Here is a 14,951-nt window from a genome sequence, read left to right as displayed (position 1 = left end):
CTTCTCGATGGCCGGGCCGCGGTATTCGATGACATAGCCCTGGCCGCCGCCGGTGCCGATCTTCGCGATGATGGCGAGGATCAGGTCCTTGGCGGTGACCGTGTCGGGCAGCTCGCCCTCGACGGTGACCGCCATCGTCTTGAACGGCGACAGGGGCAGCGTCTGGGTGGCCAGCACATGCTCGACCTGGCTGGTGCCGATGCCAAAGGCCAGTGCGCCGAACGCGCCGTGGGTGGAGGTGTGGGAGTCACCGCAGACCACCGTGGTGCCCGGCTGGGTCAGGCCCAACTGCGGGCCCACCACGTGCACGACGCCCTGCTCGACGTCGCCGAGGGGGTGCAGCCGCACCCCGAACTCCGCGGCGTTCTTGCGCAGCGTCTCCAGCTGGGTGCGCGAGACCGGATCCGCGATCGGCTTGTCGATGTCCAGGGTGGGGGTGTTGTGGTCCTCGGTGGCGATGGTCAGATCCGTGCGGCGCACCCGGCGACCCGCTGCAGCAGATGCAGATCGATGAAGAGAAGGTCGGGCTCGCCTTCCGCGCGCCGGACGACATGGTCGTCCCAGACCTTCTCCGCGAGTGTCCGTCCCATCACTGTCCTCCACCTGGAAATATCTCAAGAGATCTGACGACGTACCGGAATGAATCCGAATGAATCGCAATGCATGCGTTCGCAGTCGTCACCGTAGAGCGCGATCGGGGAATCCCGGTCGCGCTCTACCGGTCAGTGGAAGTCAGCTCCGGATCAGCTCCGGATCAGCTCCGGGCCGTCGGTCAGCCCCCGGTCCGCTCGCCACGGTCGGGCCGCTCGCCGCGCTCGGGCCACTCGTCCCGGTCGGGCCGCTCACTCCGGTCGGGCCGCTCGGTCCGGTCGCCCTGTCCGACGGGCTTCACCGCGCCGCGCCGCCGCTGGGTGTCCCGCGTCTGCGGGCCGACCGGTTCGATGAGCCGGTTCTGCAGATGCTCGTACACGATGGAGGTGCGGACATCGGCCACCTCCCGGCGCTCGGTGAGCCGGTCGATGACGAAGTCGTACAGCCGCTCCGTGCTGGGCACGGCCATGTGCAGGAGGAAATCCTCGTTCCCGGTGGTGACGAAGAGACCGACCACCTCGGGGAACGTACGCACCCACTCGCGGAAGGACTCCAGCACCCGCCGGGACGGCGGCCGGATCCGCACGGAGATCAGCGCCTGCACCGGCCGCCCGATCGCCGAGAAGTTCACATTGGCCGTGAATCCCTCGACGACTCCGCGCCGCCGCAGGGAGCGCAGCCGCTCCAGGGAGGTCGAGGGCGCCACCCCGACACTGGCCGCCAGCTCCCGGTTGGTCTGTCGGGCATCGGTCTGAATCGAGCGCAGGATGGCGATATCCAATTCGTCCAGATCCACGCGTACCTCTCCCCCGGCAGACCGATACGGCCCCTTGCGCCTCTGTGACGCCACTTTCCATGATCATCCAATAGGGCGGCAGCGTGCGCAAGTGAAGGCCGAGGCTACCGCAGCGGGACCGTGGTGGTCGGCATCCACCGCGCACGGCCGCTTTCGTAGGCGGTGATGTCCGGGTCGAACTCCAGTGTCGCGGCGATGAAGTCCAGCCCCTGGAGCAGCCGTTGGCGGACGGTCTCCTCCACCGGGAAGGACGCCTCCACGCCGCCGCCGTGCACCACGCACCGCTCCAGGTCCACGGTGACGGGCAGCGCCGGGTCCGCCTCCACGGCCTCCCAGAGCGCCTCGACCGTACGCTGCGGGACCTGCACCGGCAGCAGCCCGCACGTGAGCGCGTTGCCGCGGAAGATGTCGCTGAACGAGGGGGCGACCACGGCCCGGAAGCCGTGGTCCTGCAGCGCCCACACGGCGTGTTCCCGGGACGAGCCGATACCGAAGTGCGGACCGGTGACGAGGATCGTGGCGCCCTGGTACTCGGGGCGGTCGAGGATGTAGCCGGGCTCGTCGCGCCAGTTGGCGAAGAGGGCGTCGGCGTATCCGGTGCGCGTGACGCGCTTGCAGAACCGGCCCGGGATGATCTGGTCCGTGTCGATCTCGCTCCGGCGCAGTGGCACCGCGGTGCCCCGATGGACGCTGAACTCCGTCACGAAATCTCTCCTCCTGGCCGTGCAGCCTGCCCGGCACGGGCAGCTCGCGCGGAACTCTACTGTCCGGCCGCCGACGCGCCGCCGGGTCTTCCACTGAGCCGAAGACCGTGCCGCGCGAGCCGGACCACCGGACCTCGGACCCGCTCCGACAACCCCACCAAGGCCCGGACGGCGACGGCAAGTTGTCTTGCGCCCAGTGGAAGGGCGGCCTCGGTCCGCGGCCCTGTTACGACACGCTGCCCGACAGACACAACGCGTGCACATGCTCCCGAGACCGTGGTAGGTACGCCCATGACTGCGCTTCGTCCCGCTGCTCCCCGAAACGGCTGCCACATCCTCGACACGACGCTGCTCGACGGCGCGCGGCACGACGGCATCGACCTGACCGTCGCGGACCGGCTGTCCATCGCCCGGCACCTGGACGGCTTCGGGGTGGGGTTCCTCGCGGGTGGCCGGCCCGGGGCCGACCCGCGGGACCGGGAGTTCTTCGCCCGGGCCCGCGAGGAACTCGACCTGGTACACGCCCAGTTGGTCGCGCACGGCGAGCCCGCTCCGGTGGGCACGGCCCCGGGGCGGGATCCGGGGATACGGGCGCTGCTGGACTCGGCGGCCCCGGTGCTCACCCTGACCGCCGACGCCGACCCCCGCCACCCGGCGGCAGCCCCGGGCACCACACCGGACGAACAACTGACGGCGCTCGCCCGGAGCGTGCGGTACCTGCGCGACGCGGGCCGCCGCGTCTTCGTCGAGTACGGGCACTTCTTCGACGGTTACCGCGCCGACCCCGGCCATGCCACCGAGGCCGTCCGTGCCGCCGCGCGGGCCGGTGCCGAGGTCGTCGTCCTGCGCGACACCAACGGCGGGTCACTGCCCGGTCACCTCACGGCGGTGGTACGCGACGTCCTCGCCGAAACCGGTGCCCGGCCGGGCATCCACGCGCAGAACGACGCCGAGTGCGCGGTCGCGGGCACCCTCGCCGCCGTGGCAGCGGGTGCCACGCACGTGCAGTGCACCGCCAACGGCTACGGCGAGCGGGCCGGGCACGCCGACCTCTTCGCCGTCGTCGCCGCGCTGGAGCTCAAGTACGGCATCCCCGTGCTCCCGGAGGGCGGGCTGCGTGAGCTGACCCGCGTCTCCCGTGCCGTCGCCGAGACCGTACGGCTGGCGCCCGCCACCCACCAGCCGTACGTGGGCGGCTCCGCGTTCGCCCACAAGGCGGGCCTGCACGCCTCCGCCATCAAGGTCGACCCCGACCTCTACCAGCACATCGACCCCGAACTGGTCGGCAACACCATGCGGATGCTGGTCTCCGACATGGCCGGCCGCGCCTCCGTCGAGCTCAAGGCCAAGGAGCTCGGCATCGAGGTGGGCGACGACCGCGAGGCGGTCGGCAGGATCATCGCGCAGATCAAGGAGCGCGAACGGCGCGGCTACACCTACGAGTCCGCCGACGCGTCCTTCGAACTGCTGCTGCGCCAGGAGCTGACGGGCATCCGCGAGTTCTTCACGGTCGAGTCCTGGCGCTGCATCTCCGAGCAGTACGGTGCGACCGCCGCCCCCGACGAGGCCACCGTCAAGCTCCGCGTCAAGGACGACCGGGCGATCGCCACGGCCGAGGGCAGCGGCCCGGCCGACGCCCTCGCGGCCGCCCTGCGCGACGCGCTGGAACCGTACTACCCGGGCGTCTCCCGGCTGCGGCTGCGCGACTGCGACGTGCGGCTGCCGGGCCACGGGAGCGGTGCCGGGTCCCCGGCGACCGTCCTGGTCACCCTGGCCGACGAGCACGGCACCTGGACCACGGTCGGCGTGCACCCGGACCTGGTCAGCGCGTCCTTCCGGGCCCTGCACGAGGGGTACGTCTACGGTCTGCTGCGCTCCGAGGAGTTCTTGACCGGCGTCCGTTCCGGGCCGTCCGCGCCCCGGCCGCGCAGCGCGCGGTAGGCCACTGCGCCGCCCGCCAGCCCGGCCGGCAGCAGGAGATAGAACCCGCAGAACCCGAGGACGACGGCGATCACCACGCTGCCGATGATGGCCGACGTGCGCAGCGCGCTGCCGCGCGGCAGCAGCACGACCGCGGCGACCACCCCGGCCATGGTGACGGCCGTCAGACACGCCGAGGTCGCGCGCAGCAGTGTGTCCAGGGTGATGACGTTCACCGCGGCGGCCAGGGTGATGGCCATGCCCGTGACGGTGATGACCACGAGGCTGCGGCGCGGCACCGTACCGGCCTCACTCGTGTCGGACACCAGGCGCCGCGGCAGCGCCCCGTCGCGGCCCAGCGCGGCGCCCAGTCGGGCGCCGCCCGCGAGATACGCGTTGACCGCGCCGAAGGTGAGGAACAGCGCCACCGCGGCGGCCACCATACGAGCGGGCGAGCCGATGCCCGCCTCCAGGACGAGGGTGAGCGGTGTCGTGGTCCGGCCGGCGCCGCCGCCCAGCACGCCGATGGTGACGACGGCCAGCCCGATGTACAGGCTGGAGACGATGCCCCAGGACAGCAGGGTCACCTTCGGCAGATCGCGCCGGGGCTCGGCGAACTCCGCCGAGAGGTGGCTGATCGCCTCCCAGCCGGCGAACGCGAAGAACAGCACGCTCGCCGCGCTGCCGACCGAGGTCCAGCCCTGCGGCAGGAACGGGCGGAAGTTGTCGGCCTGCACGTGCCCGGCCGCCACGGTGATGGTGACCAGCAGCAGTACGGCCAGCAGCCCGACCATCAGCAGTTGGAGCCGGCCGGACATCTGCAGCCCGGCGAGGTTGGCCAGGGCCGCCGCCGCGAGCACCAGCAGCGCGACCAACGGTGCGGTGCCGGGGCCCCAGCCCGCCGCCAGGGCCACGTACTCGCCGCCTATCAGCGCGCCGGAGGACACGCCGATCGGCACGCCCCAGTAGAACCACCAGCCCACCGGCGCGGACGCGGCCGCCCCGAAGGCCCGGTGGACGTAGGTGGCCACTCCCCCGCCGTCCGGGTAGCGGCCGCCCAGGGCCGCGAACGACAGGGCAACCGGGAGGCTGAGGATCACCAGCCCCACCCAGGCCACCAGCGACGCCGGGCCGGCCGCCGCGGCGGCCGACGACGGCAGGGTGAGTACGCCCGGCCCCAGGATCGCCCCCACGCACAGCGCCGTGCCCGGCCGGACCCCCAGACCACGGGGTCTCGGCCGCGCCGCCTCCCGGGTCTCCGGCTGCCGCACCTTCTCCATGAACTCTCTCCGTTCACCGTGCTTGCGTTCGACTGTGTCCGCCGAACGTAAGGCGATGAACGGAAAGATGCCGGGACCGGTGAACGGCATTCGAAACGGGCCGCTGAACGTCGTTCACCGATGAACTTGATTCGGTGATCCCGGAATTCCGCGGGCGCAATGCACAGCGTATGCGCCAAGGCCGACACCACACCGCGGATCGTGGTGGAAACGGCGCACCGGGCGATGATCGTGCCACTGGTGCTCGCCGGCACCGGAGCGGCCCCCAGGCGTTCGTGGATCTCGCGTGCCGTACTCAGGAGGAGCGGCTTCAAGAAGAGCGGCGCAGCCAGTCGTCGAAGCGGGTTACGGCCAGGCGGGCGCGGCCGTCATCAGGGACGAGGCTGCGCTCCGCCAGCTCGGAACCGAAGTAGTGGGCGTGCGGGTCGGGGACGACCGTACGCGGGTCGTGCCATGCGCGCAGTGCTTGGGCGATGAGCTCGTCGAAGCGGAACTGCTGGGGCCCGGCCACCTCGATGGTGCCCTTCAGCGGGGCCTCCACGGCGGCCCTGGACACCGCTTCGGCGACATCGTCGGCCGCCATGGGCTGGAAGAGCACGGGCGGCACACGCACGGTGTCGCCGTCGGTGGCGGTGTCGGCGATGCCCTTGACGAACTCGTAGAACTGCGTCGCCCGGACGATCGAGTAAGGGATCGGCCCCTGTTTGATCAGTTGCTCCTGGGCCACCTTCGCCCGGAAGTAGCCGTTGTCGGGCAGGCCGTCGATACCGACGATCGACAGCGCCAGGTGGTGCGCCACGCCCGCCGCCGCTTCGGCGGCCAGCAGGTTGCGGGTGGAGGTGGTGAAGAAGTCCAGTACCGCCGAAGGCTCGAAGGAGGGCGAGTTGGTCACGTCCACGACCGCCTCCGCCCCGGCCAGCGCGGTGGCGAGGCCCTCGCCGGTGAGGGTGTTGACACCCGTATTGGGCGCGGCGGGCACCGCCTCGTGCCCACGGTCGTTGAGCTTGCCGACCACCTTGCTGCCGATGAGTCCGGTGCCTCCGATGACCACGATCTTCACGTCGCGTACTCCTTGCCTCGACGGCGCTGCGTCAGCTCGACGGCGCCGCGTCAGGGCGTCGGCCGGGGCGCGCGCAAATGCGCACGCTGCTTCAGTTCATCGTCATCGACCAGGACGAGCATGGGCTGATCCGGCACGCAGAGCATGGTGACGAGGAAACGCAGCCGCGTGTCGGTGCGGCTGTTGCCGTCCTGGTAGTGAATGACGTCCCCGCCCGGCTCCCAGAACGTTTCCCCGGCACGGACGATCCGCTCCGGCTCGCCCTCCAGCTCGAAACGCATCTCGCCCTCCAGCACGTAGCCGAAGGCCGGTCCGGGGTGGCGGTGCGGCGGAGTGCCCGGGTCGCCGGGCGGGTACTCGATCTGTACGGTCATCACGTGCGCGCCCTCCGGGATGGCGGGCGGGGTGACCTCCTGCAGCACGGTGAGCGCGGTCTTCCACGCCTCCGAGCGCGGCTGCTCGCCGGTTTCGGGCATGACGGCCTCCTGCAGTGCCGGTGCGACGGCTCGCGAGCATCCCCTGCGGGAGCTCCATTCTTCAGAGCCCCCACACGCTCGGTGAGCGCCGATCCGGACACGTTTCAGGAATCTTCGGCCGCGGCCTCTCGGGGCGCCCGAGCAGCGCTCCTTCTCCGGTACACCACCACGCCGCACACGGCGAGCAGAAGGACGGCGACCGCGGCCACGCCGAGCGCCGTCTGCTCGGCGAACAACCTGGCCAGCATTTCGAGTGCGCCGAGCCCCGCGGTCGCGTAGACCAGCGCCCAGCCCGCTCCCCCCACGAACAGCGCGGGGAGGTAGCGCCGCAGGGGCATCCGCATGCTCCCCGCGAGGAAGTTGGCAGCGGTCTGGAAGCCGACGGTCAGGAAGGAGACGGCCACCACCGGCGCGCCCCACCGCTGGATCGCCCGCTCGGCTCGTTGGAACTTGGCCGAGGAGATCCGGCGGGCGAGCCTGCCGCGCCTGGCACCGGCACCGGCGAGCCACCCGACGGCAAACGTCCCGCCGGCTCGCAGCAGCACGATGACATAGAGACCCGCGGCCGTGAGCGCGATCTTATCCACGACGCCCCGCCCTCGGCGCCGCGCGTACGAGCCTGGTCTCCATGTCTCACCTGCGGTCTGTTTCTGCCGGTTCCGTCCCTGCGTGTGTGCGAGGGCGACGCCGATCCCCGAGCCCGACGCAGAGTACCGTTGCGCTGGACATTCCGGGCAAAGTCTCCCACCAGAACCACCCGGCACAGCCAGGTTAACCGAACGCCCGTACCCCGGGTACAGGGCGCCCCCGGCCGTGCACCGCCAGGGCCGGAGGCCCGCGCAGGCTGCTCGGATAGGCTTCCGGCATGAGTGGCAAGGGTCGGGCGCGCGACACGTCGGTGCAGTCGGTGGATCGAGCCGTCTCGATTCTGCAAGTACTGGCCGTACAAGGCCCGTCCGGCGTCACGGACATCGCGGAGGCCCTCGGGGTCCACAAGTCGACAGTGTTCCGGCTGCTCGCCACCCTTGAGTCCCGGGGCGTCGTCGAGCAGGACAGCGAACGCGGGCGGTACCGCATCGGCTACACCGTGGTGGAGCTCGCGGGCGGGGCGACCAAGGGGAGCGATCTGTCGCTGCTGAGCCGTCCGATCTGCCAGGAGCTCGCCGCGGCCGTCGGCGAGACGGTGAACCTCGTGGTGCACGACGGGCAGGCGATCATCAGCGTCGACCAGGTGATCAGCAGCGCGGCCATCACCAGCATCGACTGGGTCGGTAAGCGCACGCCCATACACGCGACCTCCGCGGGCAAGGTCTTCCTGGCCCACATGCCGCAGGAGCAGGCCGCCGAGATCCTCGCGCAGCCACTGGAGAAGTTCACTCCGCACACCATCACGGACCCCGCGCTCCTCAAGGAGGAGCTGCAGACCGTCCGCGAACTGGGTTACGGCGCCACGAGCGAGGAGCACGAGATCGGGCTGGCCGCCCTCTCGGCCCCCGTCAGGTCCCTGAACGGGCAAGTGATCGCCGCCGTGACCATCTCCGGTCCGACGTTCCGCATCAACGACCACACGATTCCCCGGCTCGCCGAGCAGCTCGTCGCGGCCGGCGACAAGATCTCGTGGCGTAAGGGCTACCTCCGGCGCGGCTGACCACGGCGCGCCCGATCACTCTACGGAAGGGGTTGACGACGGGTACGCCCCGGCCGCACATTTGTCTCGCATAGCGTATCTGTTTCGCAATGCGAAACGCGCTTTGAGTGTCATGAGCAGCAGTCGTCAGTCAGCCACAGAGCTTCCCTAGGAGCGGTTGTGCGCGCACAGACCATGACCATGGACCCCCTGCTCCAGCCCTTCCGGCTGAAGCACCTCACCCTGCGCAACCGGGTGGTCAGCACCTCCCACGAACCGGCATTCGGGGAGGACGGCCTGCCCAAGGACCGCTACCGCGCCTATCACCTGGAAAAGGCGCGCGGCGGCGTCGGCCTGACGATGATCGGCGGCTCCGCGGTCGTCTCCCCGGACAGTCCGCCCTCGTTCGGCAATCTGCTGTTGTACCGGGACGAGGTCGTGCCGTGGCTGCGCAGGCTCGCCGACGATGTGCACGGCGCGGGCGCGGCCGTGATGTGCCAGGTCACCCATCTCGGGCGGCGGACCAGCAACTACTCCGGTGACTGGCTGCCGGTGGTGTCCGCGTCGCCGCTGCGCGAGCCCGCGCACCGGGCGTTCCCCAAGGCCGCCGAGCCCTGGGACCTCGACCGCATCGTCGCCGACTATGTCGCCGCCGCGTTGCGTTGTCAGGCGGGCGGGCTGGACGGCATCGAGCTCCAGTCGTACGGCCACTTCCTCGACAGTTTCCTCTCCCCCGCGACGAACCGGCGCGACGACGAGTTCGGTGGCAGCCCGGAAAACCGTATGGCCTTCCCTCGCCGGGTGATCCGCGCCGTGCGCGAGGCCGTCGGCCCGGACTTCGTCGTCGGTATCCGGATGGCGCTCGACGAGCGCCTCCCCGGCGGCCTGACCCCCGACGAGGCGCTGGTCGCGGCGGAGCGATTCAGCACCGACGGCATCGACTTCATCAGTGCCATCCGCGGCACCATCGAAAGCGACGCCTCCCTGGCGAAGACGATCCCGTCCATGGGCACGCCGTCCGCGCCGTACTTGGAGTTCACCGGCGAGGTCAAGCGCCGCCTGGACATCCCGGTGATGCACGCGGCCCGTATCGCGGACGTGGCCACCGCCCGGTATGCCATTCGTGAAGGGCTCCTCGACCTGGTCGGCATGACCCGGGCGCAGATCGCCGATCCGCATCTGGTCGCCAAGATCGCTTCCGGTCAGGAGGACCGCATCCGGCCCTGCGTCGGGGCGAGTTACTGCCTGGACGCGATCTACGACTCCGGCGACACCAAGTGCATCCACAACCCGGCCACCGGACGCGAACTCCGGGTACCCCACACCATCACCCCGACCCTCGGCCGCCGCAGGAAGGCGGTGATCGTCGGGGGCGGCCCGGCCGGGCTGGAAGCCGCGCGCGTCCTGGGCGAACGCGGCCACGATGTCGTGTTGTTCGAGGCGAGCGACGAGTCCGGCGGCCAGGTGCGGCTCGCCGCACAGAACCCCCGCCGCCGCGACCTGCTCGGCATCGTCGACTGGCGGGTCACCGAGTGCAAACACCTCGGCGTCGACCTGCGCCTGGGGGCCTATGCCGAGGCCCCGGACGTACTCGCCGCACACCCCGACCTCGTCATCATCGCCACCGGCGGCATGCCCAACCGCTCCTTCCTCACCGAGGGCGAAGACCTGGTCGCCGACACATGGGACGTGATGTCCGGCTCCCTGCGACCGCGGAATGCCGGCGGGGTACTGGTCTACGACGACCACGGTGGCTATCCGGCGCTGGATGCCGTGGAGCTGTTGGCCCCGGCCGGTGCCCGGCTGCACTACGTCACACCGGAACGCACGCTGGCACCGGACGTCGGCAGCATGAACTCGCCGGCGTATCTAAAGGCATTCACCGAACACGGCGTCACCACCACCCTCGCCCAGCGTCTGCGCTCCGTGCGCCGCACCGGGGACGGGCGTCTCACCGCGACCCTCTACAGCGAGTACACCGAGGCCGAGACCGAACGCGTCGTCGACCATGTCGTGGTCGAGCACGGCACTCTCCCCAACGACGAGCTGTACACCGACCTGCTGCCCGGCTCCCGCAATCTCGGCGAGGTCGACCACCGCGCCCTGCTCGCGCACGAGGAGCAGACGGTCGTACGCAACGACGCGGGCCGGTACCAACTGTTCCGCATCGGTGACGCGGTCACCAGTCGCAACATCCACGCCGCCGTCTACGACGCCCTGCGGCTGTGCCTGCCGGTCTGACGGGAGCCACGGAAGAGATGACGAGCCCTGGGAGAGATGAGATGAACCCATCAGCCCCCGTCACGAGCGCTGCCGACCTCGTCGCCCGACGCACCGTCGGCCACAGCCTCGAAGCGCCCTTCTACCTCAGCGACGAGTTCTTCGGCCTCGACATCGAAGCCGTCTTCGCCCGCAGTTGGATTTTCGCCGCCGCGGAGGCCGAACTCCCCGAGCCCGGCGACTACATCACGGTCACCGTCGGACCGTACTCCGTCATCATCGTCCGCGACGACGACGAGGAGGTGCGGGCCTTCCACAACGTCTGCCGGCACCGGGGCGCACGCATCCTCAACGAGGAACGCGGATCCGTCGGCAACATCGTCTGCGGCTACCACCACTGGACGTACGGCGTGGACGGCACGCTGCTGCACGCCGAGTCACAAGCTCCCGGCTTCGACCCCTCGTGCTTCGGCCTCAAATCCGTCCACGTGCGCACCGTCGCCGGCCTCGTCTTCCTCTGCCTCGCCGCGCAACCACCCGCCGACTTCGACGAGGTCGCCCAACGCGTCGAGCCCTACATCGCACCGCACCGCCTGCGGCACGCGAAGGTCGCGCACCAGATCGACCTCGTCGAGCACGCCAACTGGAAGCTCACGATGGAGAACAACCGGGAGTGTTACCACTGCGCCGGCCACCCCGAGCTACAGCGCTGCTACTTCCCCCTCTACAACTTCACGGAGGAGACCGTCCCGCCGGCCCTCCGCCCCACCTACGAGCGCTTCCTGAGAGCCGAAGCGGAGGCACACGCGACCTACGAATCGCTGGGCCTGCCCTACGCCACGATCGAGGAACTGGACAACCGTCCCACCGGCTTCCGCATCCAGCGCGAACCGCTCGACCTCGCCGGTGAGTCCTTCACGGCGGACGGCAAGGCCGCGGTCCAGCGGCTGCTGGCCGACTTCCCCACGGCCCGCCTCGGCCGCCTCGGCTTCCACTTGCAACCCAACGCCTGGTTCCACTTCGCGGCGGACCACGCGGTCACCTTCGCCGTCATCCCACTCGCGCCGGACCGCACCCTCGTACGCACCACCTGGCTGGTGCACGCCGACGCCGTGGAGGGCGTCGACTACGACGTCGACTCCCTGACCCACGTATGGGCTGCCACGAACGAGCAGGACGCGGCCTTCGTCGCCCGCGCCCAGCAGGGCATCAGCAGCCCCGCTTACGTACCCGGCCCCTACAGCCCGACCGAATCCCAGGTCGAGGACTTCATCAACTGGTACATCACCCGGCTGAAGACCTACCTGCAGGCTGGCGTGAAGACAGACGTGAAGACAGATGCGAAAGCCCCCCTGGAGCGATGATGACAACAGCGGCGATGACGACCGGAAGCCTCCCGCCCGCCTGGAGCGACGGGCTGTTGGTGTGCAAGCAGGTCCACGACGTCACCGCCGACGTCCGGACCTTCGTCCTCGAACCCACCGAGCCCCAACTGTTCCGGCACGACCCCGGCCAGTTCCTCACCCTCGTACTCGACATCGACGGCCGCCCCGTCGAGCGCTGCTACACCATCTCCTCCCCGCCGACCCGCCCCGACCTCGTGACGATCACGGTGAAACGCGTCCCGGGCGGACTGGTCTCCAACTGGCTCCACGACCACCTGTCCCCGGGCACCACCGTGCGGGCACGGGGCCCACTCGGCCAGTCCTCCCTCGCCCGCCATCCGGCGCCGAAGTACCTCTTCCTCTCAGCGGGCAGTGGCGTGACCCCCGTGATGTCGATGACCCGGACGCTGTACGACCTGGCGCACCCCGTTGACGTCGCGTTCGTCCACAGCGCCCGCACCTACGACGACATCATCTTCCGTCACGAACTCGAATTCATCACGGCCACCGCACCCAACTTCCGTGTGTTCCATCTCCTCGACGAGCGCGGCGAACAGCTCAACACGGAGATACTCCGGGAGATCGCCCCGGACTTCTTCGAACGCGAAGTCTTCACCTGCGGGCCCACCGGCTACATGGCAGCGGTACGGCACATGCTCTCCACGGAGAGCTTCGACATGACCCGCTACCACGAGGAGAGCTTCACCTTCGAAGAGCCGCTCGCCCCAGAGCACGACACCGACACCGACACCGCCACCGACACTGCGCAGTCCGGACAGGGCTACAAAGTCGAGTTCACCCGCAGCGGGCGCACGATCGACTGCGACGCAGGCACCCCCGTCCTCGCCGCCGCGTCCCGCGCGGGCATCACCCTGCCGGCCTCATGCGCACAGGGCATGTGCGGCACTTGCAAGACCACGCTGCTCGCGGGCTCGGTCGACATGCAACACAACGGCGGTATCCGCCCCCGCGAGATCGCCAACAACAAAATCCTGCTGTGCTGCGCGAAACCACTGGACCACCTGGTGATCGACGCATGACGATCTCGACCTCACGAACTGTGACGGCGCGACTCCCCCGACCGCTCTGACCTCCCCGACCGCTCCGACCTCGACTTCATCAGCGGCTGAATGCGCGTACCAAAGTCCTCAATCCCTTCGACAAAGTCATCGAAGACCAGCATGATCCCCTTGGTCCCGGGCACCTCGGCGATCTCGTCCAGCATCTTCGCCACGGTCTCGTACGAGCCGACGAGCGTGCCCATGTTGAAGTTCACAGCACCTTCGGGCAACGAGATGGTCCGTGCGGTGGCCGACTCGTCGTCCGTCGCGTCCGCGGCCGTCTCCCCCGCCATGTACGCCAACGCGGCGAGGTCGGCGTGGTCGTGATAGTCCTGCCACTTCGCGCGGGCGGCCTCGTCGGTCTCATCAGCAATGACCATGAACAGCGGCAGCGCCCCGACGTCCCGCCCCGTCTCCTCCGCCGCATCCACGAGCGCGGCAGTGGTGTCCGACAGCGCGAGCGGAGTGTTGACACCGCTGCCCAGAACAAAGTTGTAGTCAGCGTGCTCGGCAGCAAAGCGCATTCCGGTACTGCTCTGCCCCGCGGCAACGATGTCGATGTGGCCGTTCGCCGGACGCGGGGACAGCACACACCCATCCATCTCATAAAACTCGCCCTTGAAGTCGCTGACCCCCTCGCTCCACAGCTCCTTCATCACGCTGACGTACTCCGCAGCCCGCGCATAACGGTTACCGAAATGCTCGTCCCCGGGCCACAGCCCCATCTGCGTGTACTCACCCGGCGCCCAGCCGGTGACGATGTTGACCCCGAACCGCCCGGGCGCGATGGAGTCGACCGTGACCGCCATCCGCGCGACGATCGCCGGCGGCAGGGCGAGGATCGGCGTGGAGGCGTACAACTTGATCCGCTCGGTCACCGCGGCCAGTCCGGCCATCAGCGTGAACGACTCGAGGTTGTGATCCCAGAACTCGGTCTCGCCGCCGAACCCCTTGAGCTTGATCATCGACAGAGCAAAGTCGAGCCCGTGCTCCTCAGCCTTCTGCACGATGGCCTTGTTCAGCTCGAAGCTCGGCATGTACTGCGGAGAACTCTTCGATATGAGCCAGCCGTTGTTGCCAATGGGAATGAAGACACCGATGTCCATACCGCTCCTTCACGGGTTGGGGGGCAGCCAAGCAAGGACTTCCCATCCATGATCGCAGAGACGCCGACACGGAGGACGCTGCAACACGGCGCGACCGGCCAACGCGCGCACGCCCAGCGGAGGTTGACGCGAGAGGCAGCGACAGCCCGGCCGAACCGACGTCCGGTACATACGCAACCGAACTGGCTCCCCAACTCGAACAGCTCGCTCCGGACCAACTCGCCGTCGACCTGCTCACCTTCTGCGCGGCACCGCTGGCGGCCCTGGCCGCCTACTGGCTGCTCGGTGGTTCAGAAGGTTTCTCAGGAGGCCCGTGAGACTGTCACAATAACCTCATGTATCCGCAAGATCACGAAGCGTCAGAGACCGAACTGACGTTGGCTGTGCAGAGCGCCGAACCCGATCGGCACATGCGCTCGCTGCGCGACTGGCTCAGCCGGGAGGACGGGATCCGCGGGCGACTGCGCCTGGTGGACCGTCCTGCCCGCGTGGGCGAAATGGGCGGGGTCCTGGAGTTTCTGGCCGTGACGCTGGGGTCCGGAGGAGCCGGAGCGCTCCTCGTACAGTCACTGTCGGCCTGGCTGGGGCAGCGCGGCACGGACGTCACGGTCACCGTCACGGGGCCCGACGGCCGCAGCGTCACCATCGACGTACGCCGGACCCAGGACCCCATCGCCGTCGTCCGTGAGGTCGAGCGGCTCATGGCACCACCGCGGGACTGACTG

Annotated in this window: 13 protein-coding genes and 1 pseudogene; 6 read left to right on the top strand and 8 right to left on the bottom strand. The window is 69.6% G+C overall.

Going from position 1 to position 14,951, the window contains the following annotated elements; translation table 11 throughout:
• From IF04_RS35630 to leuD, 3 genes and pseudogenes are all read right to left on the bottom strand, one after another.
• Nucleotides 1-590 (bottom strand): annotated as a pseudogene (locus IF04_RS35630) (aconitase family protein); the annotation flags it as partial.
• A 182-nt stretch (nt 591-772) separates the two neighbouring features.
• Entirely contained in the window at nt 773-1,387 is a 615-nt protein-coding gene (locus IF04_RS0110730; RefSeq protein ID WP_063829458.1) for an Lrp/AsnC ligand binding domain-containing protein, read from the bottom strand.
• A gap of 104 nt (nt 1,388-1,491) precedes the next feature.
• A complete protein-coding gene (gene leuD, locus IF04_RS0110725; protein ID WP_030253994.1) occupies nt 1,492-2,091 on the bottom strand; it encodes a 3-isopropylmalate dehydratase small subunit in 600 nt (199 codons plus the stop codon).
• Between the two features lie 291 nt (nt 2,092-2,382).
• Between leuD and cimA the strand changes: the two genes are divergently transcribed.
• Nucleotides 2,383-4,032 (top strand): citramalate synthase, encoded by a 1,650-nt coding sequence (gene cimA, locus IF04_RS0110720; RefSeq protein WP_063829457.1) that lies wholly within the window; start codon nt 2,383-2,385, stop codon nt 4,030-4,032.
• Here cimA and IF04_RS0110715 read toward each other — a convergent pair.
• The 4 genes from IF04_RS0110715 to IF04_RS0110700 all read right to left on the bottom strand — a co-directional run bounded on the left by IF04_RS0110715 (nt 3,951) and on the right by IF04_RS0110700 (nt 7,414).
• Nucleotides 3,951-5,291, bottom strand: coding sequence for an APC family permease (locus IF04_RS0110715; RefSeq protein ID WP_063829466.1), 1,341 nt, complete (start codon nt 5,289-5,291; stop codon nt 3,951-3,953). The genes cimA and IF04_RS0110715 overlap by 82 nt on opposite strands.
• A 310-nt stretch (nt 5,292-5,601) precedes the next feature.
• Nucleotides 5,602-6,351 carry an SDR family oxidoreductase gene (locus tag IF04_RS0110710; protein WP_030253987.1) on the bottom strand — a complete coding sequence of 250 codons (750 nt, stop codon included), beginning with the start codon at nt 6,349-6,351 and terminating at the stop codon, nt 5,602-5,604.
• 50 nt (nt 6,352-6,401) lie between these two features.
• Complete coding sequence (locus IF04_RS0110705; RefSeq protein ID WP_030253984.1) at nt 6,402-6,827, bottom strand: cupin domain-containing protein; 426 nt, start codon at nt 6,825-6,827, stop codon at nt 6,402-6,404.
• A gap of 104 nt (nt 6,828-6,931) precedes the next feature.
• A complete protein-coding gene (locus IF04_RS0110700) occupies nt 6,932-7,414 on the bottom strand; it encodes a DedA family protein (protein WP_030253982.1) in 483 nt (160 codons plus the stop codon).
• Nucleotides 7,415-7,692: 278 nt separating this feature from the next.
• On the opposite strand from IF04_RS0110700, the gene IF04_RS0110695 reads away from it, so the two are divergent.
• The 4 genes from IF04_RS0110695 (at nt 7,693) to IF04_RS0110680 (ending at nt 13,099) form a co-directional block, all read left to right on the top strand.
• A complete protein-coding gene (locus tag IF04_RS0110695; protein WP_030253980.1) occupies nt 7,693-8,475 on the top strand; it encodes an IclR family transcriptional regulator in 783 nt (260 codons plus the stop codon).
• 159 nt (nt 8,476-8,634) lie between these two features.
• Nucleotides 8,635-10,695 (top strand): NADH:flavin oxidoreductase, encoded by a 2,061-nt coding sequence (locus tag IF04_RS0110690; protein ID WP_245654357.1) that lies wholly within the window; start codon nt 8,635-8,637, stop codon nt 10,693-10,695.
• A gap of 41 nt (nt 10,696-10,736) precedes the next feature.
• Nucleotides 10,737-12,038 (top strand): aromatic ring-hydroxylating oxygenase subunit alpha, encoded by a 1,302-nt coding sequence (locus tag IF04_RS0110685; RefSeq protein ID WP_051831043.1) that lies wholly within the window; start codon nt 10,737-10,739, stop codon nt 12,036-12,038.
• Between the two features lie 14 nt (nt 12,039-12,052).
• Nucleotides 12,053-13,099 (top strand): FAD-binding oxidoreductase, encoded by a 1,047-nt coding sequence (locus IF04_RS0110680; RefSeq protein WP_030253973.1) that lies wholly within the window; start codon nt 12,053-12,055, stop codon nt 13,097-13,099.
• An 11-nt stretch (nt 13,100-13,110) separates the two neighbouring features.
• Here the strand turns inward: IF04_RS0110680 and rutA are convergent, their stop codons facing one another.
• Nucleotides 13,111-14,226 (bottom strand): pyrimidine utilization protein A, encoded by a 1,116-nt coding sequence (gene rutA / locus IF04_RS0110675; RefSeq protein WP_051831040.1) that lies wholly within the window; start codon nt 14,224-14,226, stop codon nt 13,111-13,113.
• A gap of 335 nt (nt 14,227-14,561) precedes the next feature.
• On the opposite strand from rutA, the gene IF04_RS39270 reads away from it, so the two are divergent.
• Nucleotides 14,562-14,948 (top strand): effector-associated constant component EACC1, encoded by a 387-nt coding sequence (locus IF04_RS39270; RefSeq protein WP_211259788.1) that lies wholly within the window; start codon nt 14,562-14,564, stop codon nt 14,946-14,948.
• Nucleotides 14,949-14,951: the final 3 nt, after the last annotated feature.

The sequence above is a fragment of the Streptomyces violens genome (genome assembly GCF_000717745.1).
In the GTDB taxonomy this organism is placed as follows: domain Bacteria; phylum Actinomycetota; class Actinomycetes; order Streptomycetales; family Streptomycetaceae; genus Streptomyces; species Streptomyces violens.
Note: the sequence above shows the minus strand (reverse complement) of the source record. Positions and strands in the feature narration are given on the sequence as shown.

What these genes read in the sequence shown, in the direction of transcription:
- cimA (WP_063829457.1), top strand. Translation starts at nt 2,383, where the DNA reads ATGACTGCGCTTCGTCCCGCTGCTCCCCGAAACGGCTGCCACATCCTC.
- IF04_RS0110705 (WP_030253984.1), bottom strand. Translation starts at nt 6,827, where the DNA reads ATGCCCGAAACCGGCGAGCAGCCGCGCTCGGAGGCGTGGAAGACCGCG.
- rutA (WP_051831040.1), bottom strand. Translation starts at nt 14,226, where the DNA reads ATGGACATCGGTGTCTTCATTCCCATTGGCAACAACGGCTGGCTCATA.
- IF04_RS0110685 (WP_051831043.1), top strand. Translation starts at nt 10,737, where the DNA reads ATGAACCCATCAGCCCCCGTCACGAGCGCTGCCGACCTCGTCGCCCGA.
- IF04_RS39270 (WP_211259788.1), top strand. Translation starts at nt 14,562, where the DNA reads ATGTATCCGCAAGATCACGAAGCGTCAGAGACCGAACTGACGTTGGCT.
- IF04_RS0110695 (WP_030253980.1), top strand. Translation starts at nt 7,693, where the DNA reads ATGAGTGGCAAGGGTCGGGCGCGCGACACGTCGGTGCAGTCGGTGGAT.
- IF04_RS0110715 (WP_063829466.1), bottom strand. Translation starts at nt 5,291, where the DNA reads ATGGAGAAGGTGCGGCAGCCGGAGACCCGGGAGGCGGCGCGGCCGAGA.
- IF04_RS0110680 (WP_030253973.1), top strand. Translation starts at nt 12,053, where the DNA reads ATGACGACCGGAAGCCTCCCGCCCGCCTGGAGCGACGGGCTGTTGGTG.